Consider the following 24,570-nt stretch of genomic DNA (forward strand, 5'->3'; position numbering starts at 1 on the left):
ATTGGGCTATATGTCCGCTACCGATTCGCCTTCGACTGGGTGGTCCGGTTTCCGTCGACTGCGCGGCCGGATTCGGCGCAGTACCACCAGACCGAGGGCCGAGCCACAGACGATGGCGATCGCGGTCCGGCCCGCCAGCGTTTGGTGGTTGGCGCTCCCGGCCGGTGGCCATTCGGCGGAGTCGTGCGGCAGTGCGGTGATTATCGAGGGCAGATACAGCGCCGCGATCGCGAGTACGCCGCTCGGCGCGTAGCGGGGCCAGGCGGCGCCGCAACAGTAACCGGCCGCAAGGGCGACGACGGCGCTGCTGGCCGCGATTACAAAGCCCTGGTTGTTGGCCGATTTCACCAGCGCGAATACCGCGAGCCCGGCAATCAGCGAGATGGCGATGAACATCGAGGGCAGGCGGCGCCCGACCAGCAGCCCGAGCGCGGTGAGCACGAGCAGCGCGGCGATACTCCAACCGGGCCGCGAGTCACCGCCGACCGCGTCGGCGGCGGCGACCAGACTCACCGCGAGATACACCCCGGACCCGTCCCGGCCGGGCAGCAGCATGGCCGCGGCGGTGGCGGCGATGAGGGTCGCGGCCACCGCCATCCCGATCTCGACCGCGTGACCGACATCGGGTGCGTGCTGATACTGCCGCGCCAGCCATTCGGTAACCGCCAGGATCACCAGTGCCAGCACCGTCGCGGCCAGGATCGGCGTCACCGGAAGTTCGATGACCGTTGTCACTGAACTCGGATGCGCGGGCTGGGATCGGTTGCGCAGCGTACTGAAGATGAGCAACACCACCGCCACCCCGAGGAGCCAGCGCGGCGGTGTCTCCAGCACCGAATACGGATCGCCATCGGTGGACTCCAACAACTCGGCCAGATCACCGTAGACGAAGAATCCCGCGCCGCCGATCGCGAATCCCGCTGCCGGACCCGGTCGTCGGAGTACCGCGGCGCCCAGTGCACCCAGCAGCACACCGGCCAGGATCGAATCCAGATAGTTCTGCGTGGTCAGCGTGTCGGCCGAGGAAACATGGCGTCCGACAAAGTGGTTGATATCCATGCTGAACGCGGCGCCGAGCGCCACTGCCCACGCCACCATCGGCTTGCTGTAGGTGGTCACCAGCACCGCGACCACGACCGCCACGATCACCCCGATCGCGGCCCCGCGCGGAACGCTGTTGTTGAGGCTGGCCAGCCGATACGGCGAGGTCTCCACGGTCCAGCTGAAGTTGATCGGCAGGAACATCGCAACGCCCGCGACCGCGGCCCCGAGGCAGGCCGTGATCGTATCGACCGCATTGCCGATCTTGTGCACCTCGTCGAACTTACCCCCGCGCAACCCGGGATACTGTGATTGCACTCACATCGCCCGAACATGTCGGATCTGCGGAAACGCCAGGAAGGCGCCGCTTACCGAGGGTTTGCTGCCATCGGCAACGGCTATCGCCGGCTATCGGCGTACCGGCGCAGCGACTCGACCTGATCGGCATCGAGTGACGGCCGCACCACCGCCATGGCCGCGGCAATATCCGCGGCGGTGACATCGGCGGCCGCCACATCGCGGCGCATGGCGGCCAGTGCGGCCTCGCGCAGCAGGGCACTGCAATCGGCCGCGGAATAGCCGTCCAGGTCGGCGGCGAGCGCGGCGAGGTCGACATCGGCGGCCAGCGGCACCGACTTTCCCGCGGCTCGCAGGATTTCCAGTCGGGCGTCGGCATCCGGCGGCGGCACGAAGATCAGGCGCTCCAGCCGACCGGGCCGCAGCAGTGCCGGATCGATCAGTTCCGGGCGATTCGTCGCGCCGAGGACCACCACATCACGCAGCGGTTCCACACCGTCGAGTTCGGTGAGCAGTGCCGCGACCACGCGATCGCCGACACCGGAATCACTGCTCTGACCGCGGCGCGGCGCGAGCGCGTCCACCTCGTCCAAGAAGATCAGCGATGGTGCGGAATCGCGTGCGCGCTGGAACAATTCGCGCACCGCGCGTTCGGATGCGCCGACCCATTTGTCCATCAACTCCGCACCCTTGACCGCGTGCACGCTGAGCTGGCCGGTACCCGCCAGCGCGCGCACCAGGAACGTTTTGCCGCAGCCGGGCGGGCCATAGAGCAGTACGCCGCGCGGTGGATGGATGCCGAGGCGGGCGAACGAATCCGGGTGACGCAGCGGCCACAGCACGGTTTCGGTCAGTGCCGCTTTGGTCTCGACCATATCGCCGACGTCATCGAGACCGAGGCTGCCGATCGCGAGTTCCTCTGTGCCGGAACGTGATAGCGGCCGGATCACCTCGGTGGCGCCGAGCAGATCCGCCTGCGTCAGCTCCGGCTCCGAATGCTGTTTACTGGCTCGCGATGCCGCCCGCAGCGCCGCCTCCCGGCACAGCGCGGCCAGGTCCGAGACCACGAATCCCGGTGTGCGCGCTGATATTTCGTCGAGCTTCAGATCCTTGGTCGGCACCTTGCGCAGCAACTGCTCCAGCAGCGCCCTGCGCACCGCCGCGGTCGGCAGCGCGAGTGCGAGCTCGCGATCGCAGAGATCCGGCGCCCGCAGTCGCGGATCGATACCGGCCGGATGCGCCGTGGTGGCGAGGAAGGCGACGACGGGTGCGGCGATGGCCGCGCGCAGCTGATCCAGGATGAGGGTGGCGACCGGTTCGGCCGGTGTGGGCAATAGGGCGTCGATATCGGTGATGAGCAGGATTCCGCCACGTCCGGAACAGATTTCGGCCACCGCGGCGGCGACCTCGCGCAACCGCGCGCCGCTCTCGGCCGCGCCGACCGTCGGGCCGTCCAGTTCGACGATGCGCCGTGGCGCGGCCACCGCGCGTGCCACGGTGGCCTTGCCGACCCCGGCCGGACCGGTGATCAATACCCCGAGATGGGGGGTGGCGCCGAGGGCTTTCAGCAGCTCCGGTTCATCGAGTGCGAGGCTGAGCCATTCCTGCAGTTTCGCGGCCTGCCCGTGCGCGCCCGCCAGATCCTCGACCGGGATGGCGGATGCACCGATCGTCGTACCCCAGCCCGCGCCCGCGCCGTCGGTCGCGGCCATGGTCTGCATGGCCGCGGCCTCGGTGACGCCGCGCGCGGTCTCACCGGTCGGGCTCGGTATCCCGGCCGCTGCCCGATCGGCGGAATCCCGGGCCGCCACCGCACCCGCACCCCATACGACCGCGGTATTCGGCTGCACACTCACCGGAGCGCGTCCGGGATCGGTCGCGGTGACGGTCAGCAGTTCGGTGGTCCACGCAATGCCGAAGGTGCGCGAAAGCGCCTGGGTGGCAGCCGAAGAGCTGATATCGGGGCCGAGATCGCGGGGGAGCAGCGATACCGCGTCGCCGACGGTCACCACCTTGCCGAGCAGTGCCTGCCGCAGCGTCGCGGCCGGAATGGTCCTGGTCGCATGGACCGAACCGCTCACCGAGATCTGTCTGGCGCCGTAGACCGTCGCGGGCGACACCACCACATTCGCGTCCTCGCGCAGTCCGGCATTGGACAGCGTGACGTCATCCAGCAGCGCCACCCCGGCCGGTGTGCCAGCCGGGGCCACCCCGACCACCGCCGCGGTGCGCCGCGACCCGACCAGCGCGATCCCGTCCCACTCCCGCAGCCCGAGCGCGGTCAGCGCCTCCGGATGCAGTCGGACCACCCCGCGCCTGGCATCGGCGGCGGAGGGGTTCAGTCGCGCGGTGAGCGCCAGTTCTGCCACCGTGCCATTCTGCCCGCGCGCGCGTGCGGTTGGCGCCGGACCGTCGGATCGATGGCTGGACGTGCGGAAAGTCGGCGGCTGAGTGCCTCGGTCCGCTGATTTCGCCCTGCAATCGACCTTTGTGAAATGTGCTCACGGAACCGAGAACGGCATTACTTCGTCGCCGTGCGGACGAGATGACGTAACCGTGTGCGCGCGTTCTGTGTTGATGCTGATGGCGCTGATGCGCCTACTTGTCCTTTTCGACGATCCCGGCGGCCACCGCGACCGGGGTGTCGGCGTAGGTGGGGGCCAGGCAGACGAGTTTGGCGGTGCCGAGTGCGACATTCGGGCTGCCCTCGAACGCGCTGCCGGGATTCTCCGCGAGCACCTTCTCGATCAGCGCCTTCTCCTCGGTGCTATCCAACTTCTTGAACTCACCGCAGCTGGTGCTCGACGCCGGGCCGAGCGAGGAATTGCTCGCCGTGGTCTTGGTGGTGGTCGGTGCGTCGGTATTCGCGGTCGGTGCGGTACCGGTCGGGTGCGCGGCCGTGGTGCTCGCGGGCGTACTCGTGCCCGTCGTGCCCTTGCGCAGACCGTTCGCGTCGGTACTGGAATCGTCCGAACTGCCACATCCGGCCAGCGCGAAGACCACCGCCCCGGTGGCCAGGGCGATGGCGGTAACTCGCTTGATCACGTGCGTTCCCCGGTAACTCGCGGCACCGGAGTCTCCGGCGCGTCCGGTGCAGGGTACCGGGTTGGATCGGTTCGGTGTCATGGAGCCCACAGTGCGGTGCGCCCCTGGCGGTTTTCCGAACGATCCCTGATGTCAGTGGATATGCTCCTGCCAGTCGGCGGGCACCCGGCCGCGCGGGCCCGGTACCGGCTGGTCCACCGGATGATGCGTCGGCGCCGCGAGCTCCGGTCCGCCGCTGTACATCTCGTCGGAGCGGAAGTCGAAGAACCAATCCTCGCCCGGCTCATAGCTCTGGATGAACGGGTGCCCGGTGTCCTTGGCATGCTTGGAGGCGTGCTGCTGCGGTGAGGTGTCACAGCAGCCGATGTGCCCGCACTGCGCGCACCGGCGCAGGTGGACCCACCAGCCACTGGTCGCTTCACATTCCATACAGCCGGGACCGCTGGGCGCGATCGTCGGGTCGATGCCATCCAGTTCCTGCGTCATCGCTGACCTCCTGTATCGGCTACGGACTGCGCCTCGATGTCGTCGGTTTCCTCCGGGCGGTGCAGCGGGAGCCACACGGTGAATCTGGTGTTGCCCGGCTCGGAGTCGAGCTGAATATCGCCGTGGTGTTTGTTCACCACGATCCGGAACGAAATATCCAGGCCGAGACCGGTGCCCTCGCCCACCGGCTTGGTGGTGAAGAACGGTTCGAAGATACGGCTGCGCGCCTCCGGGGGCACGCCGGGCCCGGTATCGCCGATTTCTATGACGGCGCAATCGTTTTCGTGCCGGGTGCGGATGGTCAGCTTACCGTTGCCGTTCATCGCGTACACCGCGTTATCGATCAGGTTGGTCCACACCTGATTCAATTCCGCGGCGTAGCAGGGCACTTCCGGCAGCGTGCGGTCGTACTCCTTGACCACCTTGACACCGTCGCCGATCTTGCGGCTGAGCATCACCAGCGTGCTGTCGAGTAGGTCATGGATGTCGACCACCTGGAACGGCGCCCGGTCCATCTGCGAATACTGTTTGGCCGCACCGATCAAGGTGGAGATGCGGGTGGTCGAGTCGGCGATCTCGTTCATCAGCAGTTCGGTCTCGATGGTGTAGTTCAGCCACCGGATCGCGCCCTGGAACACCTGGTCGGGGCAGCTGTCCAAGGTGGCCGAAACCCGTTCCAGCCAATCCACATCGAAGCCTGCCTGCACGAAATTCGGCGCCAGATTCCAGCCGTCGTCGATTCCGTGGTCCTCCAGCCATTCGCTGAGGATGTCCTCGCGCTCGGCGGCCTCCAGGGTCGTCAGCTCCGGTGCCTTCGCGACCTGGGCCGCGGCCTCCTCCTGCAGGCGCACCAACGCCTCCAGGGATGCGGTGTCGAATTTGCCCTGGGCCATCATCGCCAACTTGTGCCGCATGCCAGCGATCCGATCGCGCAGCCCGGAGGTGGCGCGCACCGCGGCGGCCGCCGGATTGTTCAGCTCATGGGTCAGGCCCGCCGACAGCGAGCCCAAGGCGAGTAGCCGCTCACGCTGGTTGATCCGCTCGAGATTGTTGCGGTTACCGAAGAACGCGCCCTCGAGCAGGTGCACCGCCATCGGGAACCACTCGTGCATCATCCGCGCGAAGGTGCCCGCATCGAGTACGAAGAACCGCGACTGCCGGGTCACATACATCGAACTGGTGTAGGTCTGGTCGACCTTGTCGCCGAGGTAGGCGGTCCACGCACCCGCGTACGCACCCCGATAGTCGGTGCGCGACATCTCGATCTCCGCACCGCCGGAGAGCTTGGTCAGCTGCACCTCACCGTCGATCATGACGTAGAAGCAGGTGGCCGGATCGCCCTCGCGGAAGACCAGGCCCGGCTCGACGATCTCGATGCGCCCGTCCGTACACAGCAGCTCCAGCTGTGCATCGTTGAGCTTCTCGAATAGAAAGAGACTGCGCAGTTCGTCGGGATCACAGACCAAATGGCTGCTGCGATCCGCCGTCTCCCTCGAATTCATGGTCCAGCCTCCTATCACGCCAGGTACCGGTGCACGAGCATGACCGCCATCGCGCCCTCACCGACCGCCGATGCCACCCGCTTTGCCGAGTCGGCATGTACGTCGCCCGCCACGAAAACCCCTGGCACGTTGGTCTCCAGATGGTGGGGCGGTCTGGGTAGCTCCCAGCCCATCGGTCTGGCTCCGTCGATGAGCAGATCGGGACCGGCGAGCACATAGCCTGCCTCGTCCCGCTTGATCACCCCGTCGAGCCAGTCGGTCTGCGGTGCGGCGCCGATGAACAGGAACAACCGTTCGGCCTCGGCTTTTTCTTCCGCACCGGTCGTGTTATTGCGCAGCACGATCCACTGCAGGTGATCCTCGCCGTCGGCGGCGGTCACCTCGGTATTGGTGTGCACGCGAATATTCGGTATCGCGGCGATCTGCTGGATCAGATAGTGCGACATGGACTTGTCCAGCGAATCCGCGCGGACCACCAGATGCACCGTGCGCGCATTGCGGGACAGGAACACCGCCGCCTGACCCGCCGAATTCGCCCCGCCGACGATGTAGACATCGTGGTCGGCGCATTCGGAGGCCTCCGTCATGGCCGATCCGTAATAGACCCCGCGCCCGGTGAAGTCGTCCACACCCGGCGCGGGATGGCGCCGGTAGTCCACACCCGTGGCGATGATGACCGTATGCGCGCAGAGCCGCCCGCCGTCGGCGAAGCGCACGGTGCGCGCGGATCCGTTCACCTCGAGCCCGACCACCTCGCGCGTGGTGATCACCTCGGCACCGAATTTGGCGGCTTGGCGCCGCGCCCGGTCGGCCAGCTGCGCACCGGACAGACCGTCCGGGAAGCCGAGGTAGTTCTCGATGCGCGAACTCTGTCCGGCCTGTCCGCCGGTCGCGGTGCGCTCCACCAGCACGGTGCGCAGTCCCTCGGACGCGCCGTACACCGCGGCGCCGAGTCCGGCCGGTCCGCCGCCGACCACGATCAGGTCATAGAAGTCGCCGGTCGGATTGGTATTGAGACCGACACTTTCGGCGAGTTCGCCGTCGCTCGGCTGCACCAGCGCCTGCCCGGCCGGAGTGATCACCACCGGACAGATATTGGGGTCGGCACCCGCCGCTTCCAGCAGCCGCGCGCCCTCCGGCTCCTCGGCCAGATACCAGCGGTAGGGCAGCTGATTGCGCGCCAGGAACTCGCGCACCTCCGATGACCGCGGCGACCATCGATTGCCGACCACCTTGGTCTCGGTGACGGGTTTGTGGTCATTGCTGCGCCAGGCCTCCAGCAGACCGTCCAGCACCGGATACAGCTTCTCCTCCGGCGGATCCCACGGCTTGAGCAGGTAGTGGTCCAGGTCGACGACATTGATCGCATCGATCGCGGCGCTGGTATCGGCATAGGCGGTCAGCAGCACCCGACGTGCGAACGGGTGCAGATCCATGGCCTGCTCGAGGAATTCGATGCCGTCCATGCCCGGCATCCGGAAATCGGCGATGAGTACCGCGACCGGCTGGCCGCGCAGTTTCATCTCACGCAGGGCGTCGAGCGCTTCCGTGCCCGCTTCCGCGCGCAGAATCCGGTAATCGGCCCCATAACGGCGGCGCAGGTCGCGCACGACCGCGCGGGAAACCCCCGGATCGTCGTCGACACTGAGGATGGCCGGCTTCGTAGCAGCGGGTGAAGTCACCTATTGAGTATGGAACGTTCGTCAAACTCGATGTTCGCGCACCAAGTCGAGTTCGGTGGGGGTGAGCAGGCGCTCCAGTCGTTCTTCCTGCACGATCTTGCGCCTGCCGCGCGGCGCGGCGATGCCCTTGGCGGTTGTGCGTTCGGGTTCGTTAGCGGGAAGCAGCGGGACCTGGTCTGCATGTCGACGATGTAAGAGCGAGCGCAGTTTCACGGCCGATCACCTCACGCTGGACGGAAAAGCCTGTGGCAGTGTCTGTTGCTTCGTCTATCCGATATTGTGCGCGCGCTATTACAAGGGTCGGTAAACATATCGCGAAAAAGTGACCCATTTGTCTTCCAACAGCCGCCGTCTACGATGTTGCCTAATCGTCAAGTCGTGCTAGAGGTTCCCGGAGGCAGCGTTGCCGAAAAATATCGAAGCCGCCGTCGACATCGCGGCTCCGCCGGAACGGGTGTGGGCCGTTGTATCCGATCTGAAGCGGATGCCGGAGTTCAGCCCGCAGTGTGTGCGCATGGTCGCGCTCGGCACGCCGAAGGCGGGCACTTGGACGATCAACCTCAACACCGACGGCAAGAAGTACTGGCCGACCACCGCGCGCATTGTGCGCTATGAGCCCAACCAGGCCTTCGCATTTCGCATCAACGAGAACTACAGCATCTGGAGCTACACGCTGGAGCCGACAGCCACCGGCACCCGGCTGATCGAACGCCGCGATGTGCCCAATGGCACCAGCTGGTTCTCCCGCCGGGCCATCGATGCCGCGCTCGGCGGCGAGGCGCCGTTCGAGGAACTGCTCGAGCGCGGAATGCGGGAAACCCTCGACAAGATCAAGACCGTGGTCGAGGCGTCGGTCTAGTCAGCGGAGTGTGTTTTCCCGCGCTCGGCCGCGCTGAATGCGTAGGTTGCGACTATGCGACCCAATACGCGTAATTCGGTAGTCATTGTCGCCGTAGTCGGTTCGGCCCTGCTGCTCACCGGATGCGGTAAATCCGATTCGGCGCCCGAGCGCGAGGTCACGGTGGTCGGCACCGGTCAGGTCCGTGGTGCCCCGGACACCCTGAACGCCGATCTCGGTGTCGAGGTGAACGCCGACAATGTGTCCGCGGCCATCTCCGGCGCCAATGAAAAGTCCAAGGCGATGACCGATGCCATGGTCGCCGCCGGACTCGCCCGCGAGGATGTGCAGACCAAGGACGTCTCCATCCAGCCGCAGTACGGTCCGGACGGACACGTCATCTCCGGCTACCGCGCCACCAACTCGGTGCATATCGTGATCCGCGATCTGTCCAAGGGTTCGGCGATCCTGGACGCCGGAACCAAGGCGGGCGGCAATGAAACCCGCATGCGCGGGGTGTCTTTCGCGATCGAGGACGATTCGAAGCTGGTTGCCGACGCGCGCTCGCGCGCCTTCGCCGACGCCAAGTCCAGGGCCGATCAGTACGCGGTGCTGGCCGGGATGAAGCTGACCGATGTCATCACCATCAACGAGGCCAGCAGCCGCGAAGACACCAACCCGAAGGCCGGTGCCGCCGAGTCGTTTCAGCTGGAACCCGGCACCCAGACGGTGACCTTCACCGTGAAGGTCACCTGGGGCCTGGGCTGAGTTCCTACCGCGAGGTTGCTACTGCCAGTTCGGCAGCGTGACAACCTGTGCGGCATAGGACAGACCCGCGCCGAAGGCGATCAGCAGCGCGGTATCGCCTGGCTTGGACTCGCCATTGCGCAGCAGCGCCTCCATGGCCAGCGGAATCGAGGCGGCCGAGGTATTTCCGGTCTCCTCGATATCGTTGGCCAGCGCGCAGTGCTCGGGCAGCTTCAGCACCCGGGCCATGATCTCGATGATCCGGCCATTGGCCTGGTGCGGGATCATCGCGTCCAGGTCATCGGTGGACAGGCCCGCGCGATCGATGGCGTCGCGGCACACCTTCTCCAGTGAATGTGCGGCCCAGCGGAATACCGCCGTTCCTTCCATCGCGAGATAGGGCCGCACCGCGTCCAGGCCCTTCTCGTCGATTTCCCGGAAGTACTCCATCCAGTCCTTGTCCTGGCGGATCGCGTGGTGCTGGGTGCCGTCCGAACCCCATACCGTCGGGCCGATGCCCTGCTCCTCCGATGGGCCGACCACTACCGCCCCCGCGCCGTCGGCGAACAGGAATGCGGTGGAGCGATCGGTCGGATTCACGGTGTCGGTCAACTTCTCGACCCCGATCACCAGCACATGCTGGGCGGTCCCGCAGCGCACCAGATCCGAGGCCATCGCGAGTGCGTGGCAGAAGCCGGCGCAGCCCGCCGAGACGTCGAAGGCCGCCGCCCCGTTCATTCCGAGCTCGGTCGCGATCCGCGGTCCGGCGGCCGGGGTGAGCAGCAGGTGGGTGGAGGTGGCCACAATGACGCAATCGACCTGGTCGACCTCGACGCCTGCGGATTCGAGCGCACCGCGCGCGGCGGCGACACTCATGGACTGGATGGTCTCCTCCGCCGAGGCGAACCGCCGGGTCTTGATGCCGGACCTGGTGCGGATCCACTCGTCACTCGAGTTGATCGGCCCGGCCACTTCGTCGTTCGTGACGATTCGGGCGGGGCGGTATACGCCGAGCCCGAGGATCGCCGTGTGCTCTGACCCCGTTGTCTGGGCGATTCGAGCGGCCATTGTGCGTCTCCTATGTACCTGCGGCGGCGCCGCCGGGTTGTACCCCGAAGCATCGAAATGAGTCCCTCATCGGCCCACTGCCTACGTCCGCATAGACATGAGGCCCCCTCATATTAGCCCGAGGTGCGCGGAATGGGCGTGCGTATTCTCACATTCGGCGGGTATACCCTCGAAGCACGCCCTGTGCTGCGGCGCTGCGCCCAACTAGTGATTCGAGGACACCATGCTCGGACTCGGGATTATCGGGTGGATCATAATCGGCGGTCTCGCAGGCTGGATCGCCAGCAAGATCATGAAGACGGATGCGCAACAGGGCATCCTCCTCAATGTTGTGGTCGGTGTCGTCGGAGGCCTGCTCGGCGGATTTCTACTGAAGCTGCTCGGTGTCGACGTCGAAGGCGGCGGACTCTGGTTCAGCTTCTTCACCTGCCTCGGTGGCGCGGTGATTCTGCTGTTCCTGGTCAAGCTGTTCACCGGCCGTAAAGCCCTGCGCTGAGCGCGGGTGCCATGGGCTCTGTTCCCGTAAGGTGTGAACGCTTGCGCCGGACCTATCGTTGAGGGCGCAATACGTCTGCATCGAGTACGAAAGAGGAGCCTGTGGCACGCCGTCCCACCCCGCCCGGCACGCCCGAAACGACCGGAGTCGGCCATGTGGTCGATCTGGTCCGGGCCGCGATCCCCCCGCTACACCCCGCCGGGCTGCCATTTGTCGCGGCGCCGCTCGCGGTGGCGGTGCTCGGCGGTAAGCGCAAGTGGGTGCGGCGCACGGGTCTGCTGGCCGCCGCGGCCTGTGCGACCTTCTTCCGGCATCCGAACCGGGTGCCGCCGAACCGGGCCGGCGTGGTCGTCGCTCCGGCCGACGGTGAGATCGCCCTCGTCGATACCGCGGCACCGCCCGCGGAACTCGGCCTCGGCGATGCCCCGCTGCCGCGGGTGAGCATCTTCCTTTCGGTACTGGATGTGCATGTGCAGCGCACGCCGATCTCCGGCATCGTGCGCACGGTGCTGCACCAGTCCGGTCACTTCCGTTCCGCCGATCTGCCCGAGGCCAGTGCGGTGAACGAGCGCAACAGCATGGTCATCGACACCGCGGGCGGCGCGCAGATCGTGGTCGTCCAGATCGCGGGTCTACTGGCGCGGCGCATCGTGTGCGACGCCCAGGTCGGTGACAAACTGACCATTGGCGATACCTACGGCCTGATCCGTTTCGGCTCCCGTGTCGACACCTACTTCCCGGCGGGCACCGAACTGCTCGTCGAACCCGGACAGCGCACGATCGGGGGCGAGACCGTGCTGGCCGTACTTGCCACCGACTCATGATGGAGCAGGCCCTGCCAACAACACCGCAGCGAAGGCGCCGGACCATCCGGCTGTTGCCGAGCATTGTGACAATCCTGGCGCTGTGCGCCGGACTGTCCGCGGTGAAGTTCGCCCTGGACGACAAACTCGATATCGCCCTGGCGATGGTCGGCGCGGCCGCGGTGCTGGACACGCTCGACGGTCGGCTGGCCCGGATGCTGGCCGCCACCACCAAGATGGGCGCGGAGCTCGATTCGCTCTCCGACGCCATCTCCTTCGGTGTCGCGCCCGGTCTGGTGCTCTATATCGCATTGCTCGACAGCAACAGCGCGGGCTGGATCATCGCGCTGGTGTTCACGGTGAGCATTGTGTTGCGGCTGGCCAGGTTCAATACGCTGCTCGACGATGACACTCGACCAGAGTGGTCGCGGGAGTATTTCGTCGGCGTGCCCGCTCCGGCGGCGGCGCTGATCGCGCTGGTGCCGATCGGACTGTATGTGCAGTTCGGTGACGGTTGGTGGGTCGGCTTCTATGAGGTCGCGGCCTGGACGATCTTCGCGGCGGCGTTGGCGGTCAGCACGATTCCGACGCTGGCGATGAAGTCGGTATCGGTGGCACCACAGGCCGCGGCCGGACTGCTGGTGCTGACCGCGCTCGCGGCGGCGGCGCTGGTCACCTATCCGATCGTCTTGCTGTTGGTGCTGGTCGCGGTGTATCTCGGGCATATCCCGTTCGCCTGGCATTCGCAGCGCTGGGTCGCCGCGCGTCCGGAGACCTGGCAGCACAAGCCGTCCGAGCGCCGGGCCCAGCGCCGGGCACAGCGGCGGCGGCCCGCGATTCCGCGTCCGGCGATCCGTGGGGCGGCCATCCGCGGGGCGAGTCGGCTGCGGCTGCGCAGCCCCGGTAAGGAGCGCCAGGACGATCTGGCCGACTGAGCTCGTCTGGCATTTCTTTAGGAATCATCAAGACCGGGCGAGAATGCTACGGCTATGAGCGAGGCGCAGTCATGAGCACTCTTGCGGCGCTTGGGGGTTTCGGGTCCTGGGGGTTCGATCGTGGTCGGGCTTTCGGTCGTGGCTGGACCATCGGGTCGCCCGCCGAACTCCGCGGGGCCGCGGCGATCCCGACCGGTACGGTCATCTTCGGTGGCTCAGCACGGAAGAAGGTGGCGGTGGAACCGGACGGATTGCGCGAATTCCAGGCGCATCGCCCGCGCCTGTTCGCGCTCGCCTATCGGATGCTCGGATCCGCGACCGAAGCCGAGGACGCGGTGCAGGAGACCTACCTGCGCTGGGACGGCACCGATCGCGCCACGATTCGCTCGGCCGAGGCCTGGCTGAGCACCGCGATCGTGAATCTGTGCCGGACCTGGCTGGTTTCGGCGCGGGCCCGCCGGGAGACCTATGTCGGGCCGTGGCTGCCGGAGCCGGTGCCGACCGCGCGCGGTGAGCTCGGGCCATTGGAGTCGGTGGAGGAGCGCGAGCTGGTATCGCTGGCGCTGCTGACGGCGCTGGAGCGGTTGAACCCGATCGAACGGGCCGTCTTCGTATTGCGCGAGGCATTCGGCTATGCCCATCGGGAGATCGCGGACATGCTCGCGGTATCCGAGGCCAATTCCCAGCAGATCTTCCGTCGGGCGAGTGTGCGGGTGCGCGAGGGGCGGCCGCGCTTCGATGTTCCGGCCGATCAGGCCCGTGAGCTGATCGAGCGCTTCCTGAAGGCGGCGCGCATCGGCGATGTGCAGGGGCTCGAGCGCCTGCTCGCCGCCGATGCCACCTCGACCGCGGACGGCGGTGGGCTGGTCAATGCGGCGCGTCGGCCGGTTGTTGGCGCGGCCGCGGTCGCGCGCTACCTGGCCGGTCTGTTCCGCTGGGAAGTGCCGGGCATGGTGATCACGCTGGAGGAGATCAACGGTGCGCTCGCGGTGGTCGTCCGGTTGGCGGGGGAGCCGGTGTTGGTCGTCGCCGTCGACATCCTCGATGAGGTGGTGACCGCGCTGCGTTTGATCGTCAATCCGGAGAAGCTGTCCTACATCGGCCGCGTCGACGGGGTGGCCGCGCAGTGATGCGGGTCATGTTCGGTAGCTGTCAGGGATCGGAGGGCTGCCCAGTCTGAGGGGTGTCGGCCGATCGAAAGGGAGCCACATCATGACCGGACAGCATCGAATCGTCATCCTCGGCGCCGGATACGCGGGATTGGCGGCGGCCCGCAGGCTGGCGCGCACCGCGCGCGCGGCCCACATCACCGTCGTCGACGCCCGCGCGAGCTTCATCGAACGGGTGCGACTGCACCAATACGCTGTCGGACAGTCGATCCAGGAGTGGGATCTTCGAGAGTTGCTCGAGCCCGAGCGGATCCAGTTCGTACGCGCCCGGGCGAACGGTATCGATACGGTGCACAAGCAGGTGACCCTCGACGACGCGCGGGCCCTCGACTACGACTCGCTCATCTACACGTTGGGCAGCACGAACGACACTGCTGTGCCGGGAGTGGCCGAGCACGCGTATTCGGTTGCGACGCCGGAGGATTCGCAGTGGCTGCGGGCCGGCATCCCGGCGGGGCGGATCGCGGTGGTCGGCTGCGGTGCCACGGGCATCGAATTGGCCGCCGAACTGGCCGAGTGCCAACCGGATTCGCAGGTGGTCCTGCTCGGCTCGGATGCACCGGCGTCCTGGCTTTCGCTGCGGGCGCAGCAGCATGTGCGACGGGTGCTCGACCGGCTCGGTGTCGAGATCCGTTCGGAGGCAAAGGTTATCGAGGTGAGGCCGGATGGTGTGCGATTGGCCGACGGCTCCGTGCTCACGGCCGCGGCGACGGTGTGGACCGCGGGGTTCGGCGTACCGGATCTGGCACAGCGAGCGGGGCTCGCGGTGGACGGACATGGCCGGGTGCTGACCGATGAGACATTGCGCTCGGTATCCCATCCCGACGTGTACGCGGCCGGTGACGCCGCGGTGGTCGCCGGTCCCGGCGGCCGGGAGTTGCGGATGGCCTGCGCGACCGCGCTGCCGACCGGTAAGTACGCGGCCGATGCCGTGGTCGCGCGCCTGGCCGGTCGCGCGCCCCGTGAACTGCGGTTCCGGTACCACTTCCAATGCATCAGCCTGGGCCGTCGTGATGGGGTCATCCAGTTCCTGCACCGCGATGACGCCCCGGCTCGGACCGTGCTGACCGGCCGGACGGCGGCCTGGTTCAAGGAGCAGATCGTCCAGGGCGCGGGGCGAGCGGCGCGTCCCTGACGGTGCTCGAGTGCCATCGAATCGCCTTGTGCCCAGCAGTGTTCCGATGCGCGCTCGATCCCCGGGCCAATCGTCAACTAGTGGTTGACGAAGCCAAATCGTCAACCTATGGTTGACGCATGACAATCAATGTACGACTCGACGATCTGATCGATGGCATCAAAAAGGCACGTCCGGACAATGTGCTCGACCAACTCTCCGATGCGGTGGTCGCGGCCGGGCACCTGGGCGAAGTGGCCGATCATCTGATCGGTCACTTCGTGGATCAGGCCCGCCGCTCCGGCGCCTCGTGGACCGATATCGGCGCCAGCATGGGCGTCACCAAACAGGCGGCGCAGAAGCGGTTCGTGCCGAAGGGGCCGGGTGATCCGGCCGAAGCCGCGGCCATGGATCCCAATGCGGGCTTCGCGAAGTTCACTCCGCGGGCGCGGAAGATGGTGGTGACCTCCCAGGAGGCGGCTCGCGCCTCGAGTAATCTCGAGATCGGCGCCGGACATCTGGTGCTGGCCCTGCTGTCGCAACCGGAAGGCCTCGGCGCCCGGGAGATCACGGCGCAAGGGGTAGAACTCGACGCCGTCCGGGATGCGGCGACGGCGGCCATCGCCCAACAGCCCGCCGATCCGGCGAAAGTGCCCGCGCTCATTCCGTTCGGAGCCGAGGCCAAGAAGGTGCTGGAGCTGACCTTCCGTGAGGCCCTTCGCTTGGGACACAACTACATCGGCACCGAACATGTCCTGCTCGCACTGCTCGAACAGGAGAACGGTTCCGGAATTTTGTCCGATCTCGGTATCGACAAGGCGAAGGCCGAAGCCGATCTGGCCGAATTGCTTTCGGTGATCGCCGCCGAGAAGTCATGAACGGCCGGGCCGCGTTCGCCACCGGACGACGTCGAATTGCCTGGATAGTCATCGGCATTCGGTGCGCCCACGCGGCTCGGGCGCGGCAGCGGCGCGCCGTTCGCTCGCGCGGGGTATCGGTGCGGCGCGGCTCCCGGATGTCGGTTTCGGTGCGATACCGCCCGCCCGTCGCAGCCTGAACTCAGTGCTCGGGCACGTTGCGGGCGAGTTCGTCCAACCAGGCCGCGGCGGAGGCGTCGCTGGGGGCGCGCCAGTCGCCGCGCGGTGAAAGTGAGCCGCCCGAACCGACTTTCGGGGCATTGGGCAGGGTGGACCGCTTGAACTGGCTGGTCTGGACGAAGCGGCGTAGGAATTCGGCCAGCCAGTATTTGATCGTCGGCAGGTCGTAGGCATTGCGCTGGTCGGCCGGGATGAGGTCCGGCCAGCCCCCGCGCTCGCGCTCGGACCAGGCATGGTGGGCCAGGTAGGCGACGCGGCTCGGACGGTAGCCGAAGCGCAGCAGGTAGTAGAGGTGGAAGTCCTGCAGTTCGTAGGGCCCGACGGTGGCCTCGGAGCTCTGGCCCGGCGCGGTGGTGTCGTCGCTGGGCACCAATTCCGGCGAGATCTCGGTCTGCAGAATCGATGACAGCACCTTGCCCGCTTCATCGCCGAACTGGTCGGTGTCGACGGCCCACGCGATCAGGTATTTGATCAGCGTCTTCGGCACCGAGGCGTTCACGCTGTAGTGCGCCATCTGGTCGCCGACGCCGAAAGTGCACCAGCCCAAGGCGAGTTCACTGAGGTCGCCGGTGCCGACAACGAGTCCGTGGTGCTGGTTGGCAAGTCGGAACAGGTGTGCGGTGCGCTCGCCCGCCTGCACATTCTCATAGGTGATGTCGTACTGCGGAACACCCTCGGCGGCCGGGTGATTCAGGTCGCGCAACATCTGGGTGGCGGATGGGCGGATATCGATTTCCTGGGCGGTCACCCCGAGCGCAGCCATCAGCGCGTGTGCGTCGGTGCGGGTCCGGGTGCTGGTCGCGAAGCCGGGCATGGTGTAGGCGAGCACATTCGTCCGCGGCAGCCCGAGCCGGTCCATGGTCTTGGCCGCGACGATCAGTGCCTGGGTGGAGTCGAGTCCGCCGGAGACGCCGATGACAACGCGCTGGCTGCCGGTGGCGCGCAGCCGGGTGCTCAGCCCCTCGACTTGAATGTGGTGCACCTCGGCGCAGCGTTCATTGCGCGCCCTCGGATCGCTGGGAACGTAAGGAAAGCGCGGGATTTCGCGCCGCAGCGGCAGCGTGCTGGTCGGGACCGGCAGCTCCACCGCGATGCGCCGCAGCCGGATCAGCCGGTCGCGGTGATCGTGCACATTGTCGGCGAAGCTGGTGGTGCGGATGCGGTCCGCGGCCAGGCGCTGTAGATCGAGATCCGCGCTGACCAGCTGGGGATGGTCGCAGAAGCGCTCGCCTTCGGCGAGCAATTCGCCGTTCTCGCACACCAGTGCCTGTCCGTCCCAGGCCATATCGGTGGTCGATTCACCGTGTCCGGCAGCCGAATACAGATAGGCGGCCAGATAGCGCGCGGAGTGCGATGTGCACAGCGCGCGCCGGTAGTCGGCCTTGCCGATGACTATATTGCTGGCCGACAGATTGACCAGCACCGTCGCACCGGCCAGCGCCGCATATCCACTGGGCGGCAGCGGAACCCAGCCGTCCTCACAGATCTCCAGATGGAATACGAAGCCGTCGACATTGGTCGCGGTGAACAGCAGGTCGGCGCCGAACGGCACCGGCTGCCCCACGATCGTGATGTGGTCGTCCAGGGTCTCCCGGGCCGCCGCGAACTGACGCTTCTCGTAGAACTCGCGATAGTTCGGCAGATAGCTCTTCGGTGCCGCGCCGAGCACGGTGCCGCGGCAGATCGCGATCGCGCAGTTGAACAGCCGCCCCTGCGCCCGCACCGGAGCGCCGACCACCAGCACCGTATTGATCTCCGTGCTCGCGGCCACGACGCGTTCGAGCGCCGCGTCCACCGCATCGTCCAGCGCGTCCTGGTGGAACAGATCGTCGGCGGTATAGCTGGACAGGCCGAGTTCGGGGAACACGGTCAGCACCACACCGTCGGCGGCCGCCCGCCGCGCCAGCTCCAGCGTCTGCTCGGCGTTGTACGCGGGATCGGCGACCCGGACCCGCGGCACCGCGACCGCAACCCGCGCGAACCCGTGCCGGTAGAGCGAGTCGAACGGCAATTCGGGCACGGTTGTCCCCCTTCGGGATCGTTGATCTTCCGCTGCGAAATCTACGCCCGCCCGCGCAGACCCCCGCCCCAGCGCGGCCACATCGCCTTGGCCTTCGGTTCCTCGATCAGCGGTCCGCGGTCGATATCGGTGACGAGCAGCGGTAGCTGTGACGCCAGTTCGTCGAGCACCGCGAGGGTGTGCCCGCCCTGTGCGGCCCGGTACTCCGGCATGGTCAGCCCGACGATCTGCAGGAACTGGACGCGCCCGTGCGGCGTGTCGATGACGCCCAGCTCCGGATCAACGGTGAAGGCGACGGCGTGGATATCCGAATCCGCGCGCTCGGCGGCGATCGGACCATTGGCCTTGATGGTGTGGCCGGGCGCGAACCCATTCCCGGACTGGAATACGTAGCGGGCAAGATTCTGCAGGAAGTCGGCGGGCCAGACCGGTGGTTGCCGGTCGTGCGGCTGTCGGACGAGCCGGAAGGTGAACTCGAATCCCCAGCCCGATTCGTCCGGATTGTCCCATTCCTTTTCGTGCAGCTCGGTCATGCCATAGCTGACGTAATGCCAGTGCGGAACCGGTTCGGTGCGCGGATAGGCGCTGATGCCGTCCAGTGGATCGGGACCGCCCAGTGACCAGGGCAGCTGCGTCCCCCAATGACTGGGTTCGATGTCGTGGTACAGCTGTGCCAACGCGGCGTCGATAGCGCTCCAGCCGGGACTTTCACTCACTCGGCTACTTTAGGTCGGCAAGAGCCGCCCGGCGCACCACCCGATTCCGGGCGTCCGCGGACCCGCGCCGGTGCGGGTGCATCGGAAGTGGTTGGCGGACAGTGGTTTGCTGGTGGCACGGGGGCGGTGCCGGTGTCGATCCGATACTGCTCGGCCTGTCGAAAAAGACCTGATCCGGCGCACCGGTAAGCTATAGCAATGGCGGACGTCGCGGATTCCGACCTAGTTGCGGGGGAACGACGCGCTGATCTCGAGCGCGCGCTGACCTATGTGTCCACCGAATCGCAGCCCGATGGCAGCTACATCATCAACGGCGACCTACCACCGGATGTCGCGCCGCCGTTCATTCGGGCGATCATGCGGGTGGAGGCTGAGCTGCTGCTCAACGATGCGGAACTCGTAACGGTCGATGAGGGAGAACCACGCACGCCCGAGCAGCGCCGGGCCGACGCGTTCGTCGCGTTGATACTCCGGGTGGACGACCGCCGCTCCGCCTGAGGGGCGGACCTTGCACTCGATACCCCTGAGTGCTAAAAAGGGCTTTGGCACTCTCGACGTGTGAGTGCCAGGTCGGGACGGTGAGACCGGGTTCCATCGACACCCTCGGTCGTCCGTCGCGGGCACCGAACCTGGCCAGCGTAAATGGGGCGATCCAACCTGCGGTCGTCCTGTGTGTCAGCCATATACATGTGGAGGATCTCAACGCAATGGCCAAGACAATTGCGTACGACGAAGAGGCCCGTCGCGGCCTCGAGCGGGGCTTGAACGCCCTCGCCGACGCGGTCAAGGTGACGCTGGGCCCGAAGGGTCGCAACGTTGTCCTGGAGAAGAAGTGGGGTGCCCCCACGATCACCAACGATGGTGTTTCCATCGCCAAGGAGATCGACCTGGAGGACCCGTACGAGAAGATCGGCGCCGAGCTGGTCAAGGAAGTCGCCAAGAAGACCGACGACGTCGCTGGTGACGGCACCACCACCGCCACCGTGCTGGCCCAGGCGCTCGTACGTGAGGGCCTGCGCAATGTCGCCGCTGGCGCCAACCCCCTCGGCCTGAAGCGCGGTATCGAGAAGGCCGTCGAGGCCGTCACCACCAAGCTGCTCGACACCGCCAAGGAGGTCGAGACCAAGGAGCAGATCGCTGCCACCGCCGGTATCTCGGCTGGCGACTCGTCCATCGGTGAGCTGATCGCCGAGGCCATGGACAAGGTCGGCAAGGAAGGCGTCATCACCGTCGAGGAGAGCAACACCTTCGGGCTCCAGCTGGAGCTCACCGAGGGTATGCGCTTCGACAAGGGCTACATCTCCGGCTACTTCGTGACCGACCCGGAGCGTCAGGAAGCGGTCCTCGAGGATCCGTACATCCTGCTCGTCGGTTCCAAGGTTTCCACCGTCAAGGACCTGCTGCCGCTGCTGGAGAAGGTCATCCAGGCCGGTAAGCCGCTGCTGATCATCGCCGAGGACGTCGAGGGCGAGGCCCTGTCGACCCTGGTCGTGAACAAGATCCGCGGCACCTTCAAGTCCGTTGCCGTCAAGGCGCCGGGCTTCGGTGACCGTCGCAAGGCGCAGCTCGCCGATATCGCCATCCTGACCGGTGGCGAGGTCATCAGCGAAGAGGTCGGCCTCTCCCTGGAGACCGCTGGCATCGAGCTGCTCGGCCAGGCCCGCAAGGTCGTCATCACCAAGGACGAGACCACCATCGTCGAGGGCGCGGGCGACGCGGAGGCCATCAAGGGCCGCGTTGCGCAGATCCGCACCGAGATCGAGAACTCGGACTCCGACTACGACCGCGAGAAGCTGCAGGAGCGCCTGGCCAAGCTGGCCGGCGGTGTTGCGGTGATCAAGGCCGGTGCCGCGACCGAGGTCGAGCTCAAGGAGCGCAAGCACCGCATCGAGGATGCCGTGCGCAACGCCAAGGCCGCCGTCGAGGAGGGCATCGTCGCCGGTGGTGGCGTGGCCCTGCTGCAGTCGGCTCCGGCTCTGGACGACCTGAAGCTGACCGGTGACGAGGCGACCGGTGCGAACATCGTGCGTGTCGCGCTGTCGGCTCCGCTGAAGCAGATCGCGTTCAACGCGGGCCTCGAGCCCGGCGTTGTCGCCGAGAAGGTCTCCAACCTTCCGGCGGGCCACGGCCTGAACGCCGACTCGGGCGAGTACCAGGACCTGCTGGCCGCCGGTGTCGCCGACCCGGTCAAGGTCACCCGTTCGGCCCTGCAGAACGCGGCCTCCATCGCGGCCCTGTTCCTGACCACCGAGGCCGTTGTTGCCGACAAGCCGGAGAAGGCCGCCGCTCCCGCGGGCGACCCGACCGGTGGCATGGGCGGCATGGACTTCTGAGTCCCGCTCCCCAGCAACACCTTTAGCCCCGAAGGCCGGTCCACCACCTGGTGGACCGGCCTTCGGCCTTTTCTTGCGGTGACCGGCGGTCAGTCGAGATACGCAGTGACTCACCGGCTTTGCGGCTACCGGCGGTCTTCTGTAAGGAGCGTCTCGCGGATTTCGTTTGCCAGGTTGAGATTTCCGGCGGCAATGAACTTCTGGCGCCGGTTCATTGCGTTCTTGATGTCCGATAATGAACCCAGATCGTAGTTCAGCGGGATTGCTGCTCCGCGCAGATCTACCACGCTGCCTCCTGCGGCGTGCAGAATATAGTGACCAGGGGAAAGGTCCCAGATCGCGAATCCCTTGGCAAATTCCACCATGGCGTCAGAGAATCCGGCGGCAACATGGCACAATCCAATCGAGCCGAAATCGACACCAATGCGACCTCTCGCTTTTCCATCGCGAGATGGTTCGCTGAGTGCCTCTATAAGTCGATGTTCTCTAGCGAGCGGTTGGAATCGCTGTTCGGGGCGCATCATATAATTTGTGACCAGTGCCTCGGAAAGGCTCGTGCCCGAGGGGCTGTCAAGAATGTGTTCGCGGCCGTCGGCGGTTATCATGAGCGCTCGATCATCGCCTTTGTCCTGTCGGGCCGCCAAATATATCTGGATATGATGGAAAATATCTCCGACCACCGCAATAATCGGGCGAGCCAGGGTGCGCGAGTAAACCATGATATGCGTATAACCGCACAGTCCACGTACTGCCAGTTCGCTGGTATCCAGAGGATCGATCAGCACGCATAGATCTGGATCGGCTTCTTTTCCGATGACTTCCGGATCGGCTTCCTCTGATGCGTAAACGAACGAGGGGATATGTTCGACCAGCACCTCTTTGTACCGTTCATGCATCCACAGGTCATAGTCGGACAGGAAGTTGTCTCTGTGACGGAGGTTCTCATTTTCTGCGCGGCGGCCGGTGAGTGCAGCATCGATTAATCGTGGACGGATCTCTTCGATCATCTGGCGCACTGCCGCGGCGATGCGTCGCGCGAGGTCGGGGGCCATGCTCGAGCTGTTCATCGAGCTATCGCCTCTTGCGGGTGTCATCGCAACTCCAGTGGAGGTTCGATTCCGGGTGGGCTCATCGTGGCTGCGATAAAGATAGCTTCGAAGCCTGCCGCGCGCATGATTTCGGCCCCGGTCAGATCATCGAAACTGCCTACTTCCAGGTTACGGCCTTTGGTTATTGCGCCGAATACGGCGAAATACAGCTCGGCTTTCGGATACTGCTCTCGAACCCGGCTGGCGAGATAACCGACCACGTCGGCGTGCTTGACCTCGAAGTCGCAGATAAAGATGGTAGGAGCTGGTCTGGTTTCGGGGAAATGCGACGCATCGTCCAGATTGATCCCGTCCCGGATCTTATTGCAACGGAGGTAGCCGATCTTGCAGCGGGAGAAGCGAGATGAAGCAAGGAAAGTTGCCATTACAAGTCCGGCTTCGTTCACGCCGAAGCATGCGTCGACATCCAAGCGTTTGCCGAGGTTCTTGATCTGCCGTGACAGGCGTTCGATGCCGCCCCCGAATGTTTCCCACGTCAAATCCAGTAGCTGACCTGGTTGCGGATTCGGCAGCGAGCATACGACGATGTCGGAATTGCCGTATTCAATCGTCGGCACCGAAAGAGTGAACTCGCCGCCCACCTGGCTTGTCGTTCTATCCGAAACCGAATCGACGTCGTCTTTTGATGATTTGGCAGGCGTCTGCTCACGCGCGGTTCCCAATTGAGCTCGATTGTTTGCTGTGTACTGCTTGAGCGACAGCTGATCCTCGATCGGCAGGCGCTCGTAAGCCTCGGCTATCAACTCGGTTGGCGACACGCACTCTTCCGATACTCCAAGCGGTCCGCGGCCATAGGCGGCACACAAGATCAGAACGCTGGAGAATGACGGCGGCGATCCTTGACCACGTCCTCGCGCCCATGTTTCCCAGGCGTTGATAGTGGTGCCGCCCAGACTTGTCTGATTGCCCGTGACTTCGTTGTAGCGCTCAGCTGCGAGATCTTGAGACAAACCGGCTGCATACCGGTATGCCTGCAGACTCGGCACGTCTGGGTACCAGGCCAAAAGTTCTGTAGCCGCGGTTCTCACCGACCCCAACTCCGCCCACAACTTCCTACCCGCAGCAGCCATCTCGCGACCGCGTGCCTGCGGGCTCAACGGTTGTTTCCCGAGTCACGCCCTCGGCGCCCCTGATGAGACTCCCATGTGTATCCCCCTCTGTGTTCAGGAACCACTGCGGCAGTTGGAACTTACCCATTCCAATGGGTAAAAGGCGGATTTATGATGGAAACCGCAGGTCAGCGCACCCACAAACCTGACGAAGATTGAACTGCCACACAGGTGTCACGAGCTTGTTCGGGTGCGACGCTGAGACCCAGCACCCACCCGGCGGGCGCGCTCCGAAAACCTCTTCCGATGCGGATGCTTCACCAGCAGTGGGCGGTTCGCGGTGTTCATCGCCTCGCCGGGTGGCGTGCAACCAACAACAGGCATAGACGGCAGGGGTGAGACGCGATGGGGTTCAACTGGTGGCGAGAGGCCGAGCCCGACGACACGTCGGTACAAGCGATCGTCGACCGCGTACAGGACGAATGGCGGGCCGCGCGCCGACGCGACCGGGTCGGTGCTCCCCAGCCCGACACCGGATTGTGGCCTCGCGGGTGGCCCCATGAGGCACCAGACCACGCGCTCAGCATTACCGAAGCGCACTCGACCATGCAGCGGCACAAGGTATGTCGTGCCGATCAATGTCCGCGTGAGGCGGCGGCACGGCAAACGCTGATCAACGCGGGCCGGATGAAGCCGGACGCTTCGCGGGAGTACTGATGGCGTTCGTGCACGGCAGCCCATGCGGATTCGTAGGGGATGGCACCACCGAATTCCCTGAATTCCCTGACCGCCCCAACAATGCTCCGACCCCATGCCTCAGCCGCCAACGTGTCGACCGTGCCGCTGGGAGCTAGTGCCCGTCCAGATAAATTGCTGCGCTACCCACTCCGACCACTCGCCGAGCGTAGTCATGTGGCGGTCGAATATGCCTTGGGTTCACGCGGTCGATGCAACAACTGACGGGAGTCGAGGTGTTGCATGGTTCAGCAGGGTCCGGTGCGGTCGGTGCGGGTGGTGCGGAAG

The 24,570-nt window shown here is 65.9% G+C and carries 23 protein-coding genes; 11 read left to right on the forward strand and 12 right to left on the reverse strand.

The annotated features are described in order from the left end of the window. Positions 1-6 precede the first annotated feature (6 nt). From ABZW16_RS13565 to ABZW16_RS13595, 7 genes are all read right to left on the reverse strand, one after another. On the reverse strand, positions 7-1,338 hold the full coding sequence (locus ABZW16_RS13565; protein WP_354955525.1) for a hypothetical protein: 1,332 nt from the start codon (positions 1,336-1,338) through the stop codon (positions 7-9). A gap of 101 nt (positions 1,339-1,439) precedes the next feature. Then, positions 1,440-3,707, reverse strand: coding sequence for an AAA family ATPase (locus tag ABZW16_RS13570; RefSeq protein WP_354955527.1), 2,268 nt, complete (start codon positions 3,705-3,707; stop codon positions 1,440-1,442). 229 nt (positions 3,708-3,936) lie between these two features. Beyond that, positions 3,937-4,383, reverse strand: coding sequence for a hypothetical protein (locus ABZW16_RS13575; protein ID WP_354955529.1), 447 nt, complete (start codon positions 4,381-4,383; stop codon positions 3,937-3,939). Between the two features lie 132 nt (positions 4,384-4,515). Beyond that, on the reverse strand, positions 4,516-4,869 hold the full coding sequence (locus ABZW16_RS13580) for a UBP-type zinc finger domain-containing protein (RefSeq protein ID WP_354955531.1): 354 nt from the start codon (positions 4,867-4,869) through the stop codon (positions 4,516-4,518). Continuing rightward, a complete protein-coding gene (locus ABZW16_RS13585; protein ID WP_354955533.1) occupies positions 4,866-6,371 on the reverse strand; it encodes an ATP-binding protein in 1,506 nt (501 codons plus the stop codon). Before ABZW16_RS13585 ends, ABZW16_RS13580 begins: the two co-directional genes overlap by 4 nt. Before the next feature lie 14 nt (positions 6,372-6,385). Continuing rightward, complete coding sequence (locus tag ABZW16_RS13590) at positions 6,386-8,053, reverse strand: FAD-dependent oxidoreductase (RefSeq protein ID WP_354955535.1); 1,668 nt, start codon at positions 8,051-8,053, stop codon at positions 6,386-6,388. Between the two features lie 21 nt (positions 8,054-8,074). Next, positions 8,075-8,266 carry a hypothetical protein gene (locus ABZW16_RS13595; protein WP_354955537.1) on the reverse strand — a complete coding sequence of 64 codons (192 nt, stop codon included), beginning with the start codon at positions 8,264-8,266 and terminating at the stop codon, positions 8,075-8,077. Between the two features lie 190 nt (positions 8,267-8,456). Between ABZW16_RS13595 and ABZW16_RS13600 the strand changes: the two genes are divergently transcribed. Continuing rightward, positions 8,457-8,912, forward strand: a complete 456-nt coding sequence (locus ABZW16_RS13600) for an SRPBCC family protein (RefSeq protein WP_354955539.1) — start codon at positions 8,457-8,459, stop codon at positions 8,910-8,912. Between the two features lie 54 nt (positions 8,913-8,966). Then, a complete protein-coding gene (locus ABZW16_RS13605) occupies positions 8,967-9,659 on the forward strand; it encodes an SIMPL domain-containing protein (RefSeq protein ID WP_354955541.1) in 693 nt (230 codons plus the stop codon). 18 nt (positions 9,660-9,677) lie between these two features. On the opposite strand, the gene ABZW16_RS13610 is transcribed toward ABZW16_RS13605, so the two are convergent. Then, positions 9,678-10,706, reverse strand: coding sequence for a beta-ketoacyl-ACP synthase III (locus ABZW16_RS13610; RefSeq protein ID WP_354955543.1), 1,029 nt, complete (start codon positions 10,704-10,706; stop codon positions 9,678-9,680). Positions 10,707-10,929: 223 nt separating this feature from the next. Between ABZW16_RS13610 and ABZW16_RS13615 the strand changes: the two genes are divergently transcribed. From ABZW16_RS13615 to ABZW16_RS13640, 6 genes are all read left to right on the forward strand, one after another. Then, on the forward strand, positions 10,930-11,202 hold the full coding sequence (locus tag ABZW16_RS13615; protein WP_354955546.1) for a GlsB/YeaQ/YmgE family stress response membrane protein: 273 nt from the start codon (positions 10,930-10,932) through the stop codon (positions 11,200-11,202). A gap of 101 nt (positions 11,203-11,303) precedes the next feature. After that, the gene (locus tag ABZW16_RS13620) at positions 11,304-12,026 is read left to right on the forward strand and encodes a phosphatidylserine decarboxylase (RefSeq protein WP_354955548.1); all 723 of its coding nucleotides are present in this window, start codon (positions 11,304-11,306) and stop codon (positions 12,024-12,026) included. After that, a complete protein-coding gene (locus tag ABZW16_RS13625) occupies positions 12,023-12,940 on the forward strand; it encodes a phosphatidylcholine/phosphatidylserine synthase (protein WP_354955550.1) in 918 nt (305 codons plus the stop codon). The genes ABZW16_RS13620 and ABZW16_RS13625 overlap by 4 nt, the downstream gene beginning before the upstream one ends. Before the next feature lie 236 nt (positions 12,941-13,176). Further along, entirely contained in the window at positions 13,177-14,070 is an 894-nt protein-coding gene (locus ABZW16_RS13630; protein ID WP_354955576.1) for an RNA polymerase sigma-70 factor, read from the forward strand. Between the two features lie 82 nt (positions 14,071-14,152). Next, positions 14,153-15,244: an FAD-dependent oxidoreductase gene (locus ABZW16_RS13635; RefSeq protein WP_354955552.1), complete on the forward strand. Its 1,092-nt coding sequence runs from the start codon at positions 14,153-14,155 to the stop codon at positions 15,242-15,244. A 119-nt stretch (positions 15,245-15,363) separates the two neighbouring features. Next, on the forward strand, positions 15,364-16,101 hold the full coding sequence (locus tag ABZW16_RS13640) for a Clp protease N-terminal domain-containing protein (RefSeq protein ID WP_354955554.1): 738 nt from the start codon (positions 15,364-15,366) through the stop codon (positions 16,099-16,101). Between the two features lie 181 nt (positions 16,102-16,282). Here the strand turns inward: ABZW16_RS13640 and ABZW16_RS13645 are convergent, their stop codons facing one another. Both ABZW16_RS13645 and ABZW16_RS13650 read right to left on the reverse strand, forming a co-directional pair. Beyond that, on the reverse strand, positions 16,283-18,340 hold the full coding sequence (locus ABZW16_RS13645) for an NAD(+) synthase (protein WP_354955556.1): 2,058 nt from the start codon (positions 18,338-18,340) through the stop codon (positions 16,283-16,285). A 41-nt stretch (positions 18,341-18,381) separates the two neighbouring features. After that, on the reverse strand, positions 18,382-19,056 hold the full coding sequence (locus tag ABZW16_RS13650) for a suppressor of fused domain protein (RefSeq protein ID WP_354955558.1): 675 nt from the start codon (positions 19,054-19,056) through the stop codon (positions 18,382-18,384). A 198-nt stretch (positions 19,057-19,254) separates the two neighbouring features. Here ABZW16_RS13650 and ABZW16_RS13655 point away from each other — a divergent pair, with 198 nt between their 5' ends. Then, positions 19,255-19,554, forward strand: a complete 300-nt coding sequence (locus ABZW16_RS13655; protein ID WP_354955560.1) for a DUF222 domain-containing protein — start codon at positions 19,255-19,257, stop codon at positions 19,552-19,554. Between the two features lie 209 nt (positions 19,555-19,763). After that, entirely contained in the window at positions 19,764-21,389 is a 1,626-nt protein-coding gene (groL, locus tag ABZW16_RS13660; protein ID WP_354955562.1) for a chaperonin GroEL, read from the forward strand. Positions 21,390-21,514: 125 nt separating this feature from the next. Here groL and ABZW16_RS13665 read toward each other — a convergent pair whose 3' ends face one another. Further along, complete coding sequence (locus ABZW16_RS13665; RefSeq protein WP_354955563.1) at positions 21,515-22,456, reverse strand: inositol monophosphatase family protein; 942 nt, start codon at positions 22,454-22,456, stop codon at positions 21,515-21,517. Positions 22,457-22,479: 23 nt separating this feature from the next. Further along, a complete protein-coding gene (locus tag ABZW16_RS13670) occupies positions 22,480-23,484 on the reverse strand; it encodes a helix-turn-helix transcriptional regulator (RefSeq protein WP_354955565.1) in 1,005 nt (334 codons plus the stop codon). Between the two features lie 468 nt (positions 23,485-23,952). Between ABZW16_RS13670 and ABZW16_RS13675 the strand changes: the two genes are divergently transcribed. Further along, positions 23,953-24,264, forward strand: coding sequence for a hypothetical protein (locus tag ABZW16_RS13675; RefSeq protein ID WP_354955566.1), 312 nt, complete (start codon positions 23,953-23,955; stop codon positions 24,262-24,264). The last annotated feature ends 306 nt before the right edge of the window (positions 24,265-24,570 follow it).

Origin of the sequence: Nocardia sp. NPDC004604 (assembly GCF_040609795.1) — a bacterium.
Taxonomy (GTDB): Bacteria; Actinomycetota; Actinomycetes; order Mycobacteriales; family Mycobacteriaceae; genus Nocardia.

Coding starts and splice junctions, on each gene's coding strand:
- ABZW16_RS13580 (WP_354955531.1), bottom strand. CDS start 4,869: ATGACGCAGGAACTGGATGGCATCGACCCGACGATCGCGCCCAGCGGT.
- ABZW16_RS13585 (WP_354955533.1), bottom strand. CDS start 6,371: ATGAATTCGAGGGAGACGGCGGATCGCAGCAGCCATTTGGTCTGTGAT.
- ABZW16_RS13605 (WP_354955541.1), top strand. CDS start 8,967: ATGCGACCCAATACGCGTAATTCGGTAGTCATTGTCGCCGTAGTCGGT.
- ABZW16_RS13610 (WP_354955543.1), bottom strand. CDS start 10,706: ATGGCCGCTCGAATCGCCCAGACAACGGGGTCAGAGCACACGGCGATC.
- ABZW16_RS13615 (WP_354955546.1), top strand. CDS start 10,930: ATGCTCGGACTCGGGATTATCGGGTGGATCATAATCGGCGGTCTCGCA.
- ABZW16_RS13625 (WP_354955550.1), top strand. CDS start 12,023: ATGATGGAGCAGGCCCTGCCAACAACACCGCAGCGAAGGCGCCGGACC.
- ABZW16_RS13635 (WP_354955552.1), top strand. CDS start 14,153: ATGACCGGACAGCATCGAATCGTCATCCTCGGCGCCGGATACGCGGGA.
- ABZW16_RS13640 (WP_354955554.1), top strand. CDS start 15,364: ATGACAATCAATGTACGACTCGACGATCTGATCGATGGCATCAAAAAG.
- ABZW16_RS13655 (WP_354955560.1), top strand. CDS start 19,255: ATGGCGGACGTCGCGGATTCCGACCTAGTTGCGGGGGAACGACGCGCT.
- groL (WP_354955562.1), top strand. CDS start 19,764: ATGGCCAAGACAATTGCGTACGACGAAGAGGCCCGTCGCGGCCTCGAG.
- ABZW16_RS13665 (WP_354955563.1), bottom strand. CDS start 22,456: ATGAACAGCTCGAGCATGGCCCCCGACCTCGCGCGACGCATCGCCGCG.
- ABZW16_RS13675 (WP_354955566.1), top strand. CDS start 23,953: ATGGGGTTCAACTGGTGGCGAGAGGCCGAGCCCGACGACACGTCGGTA.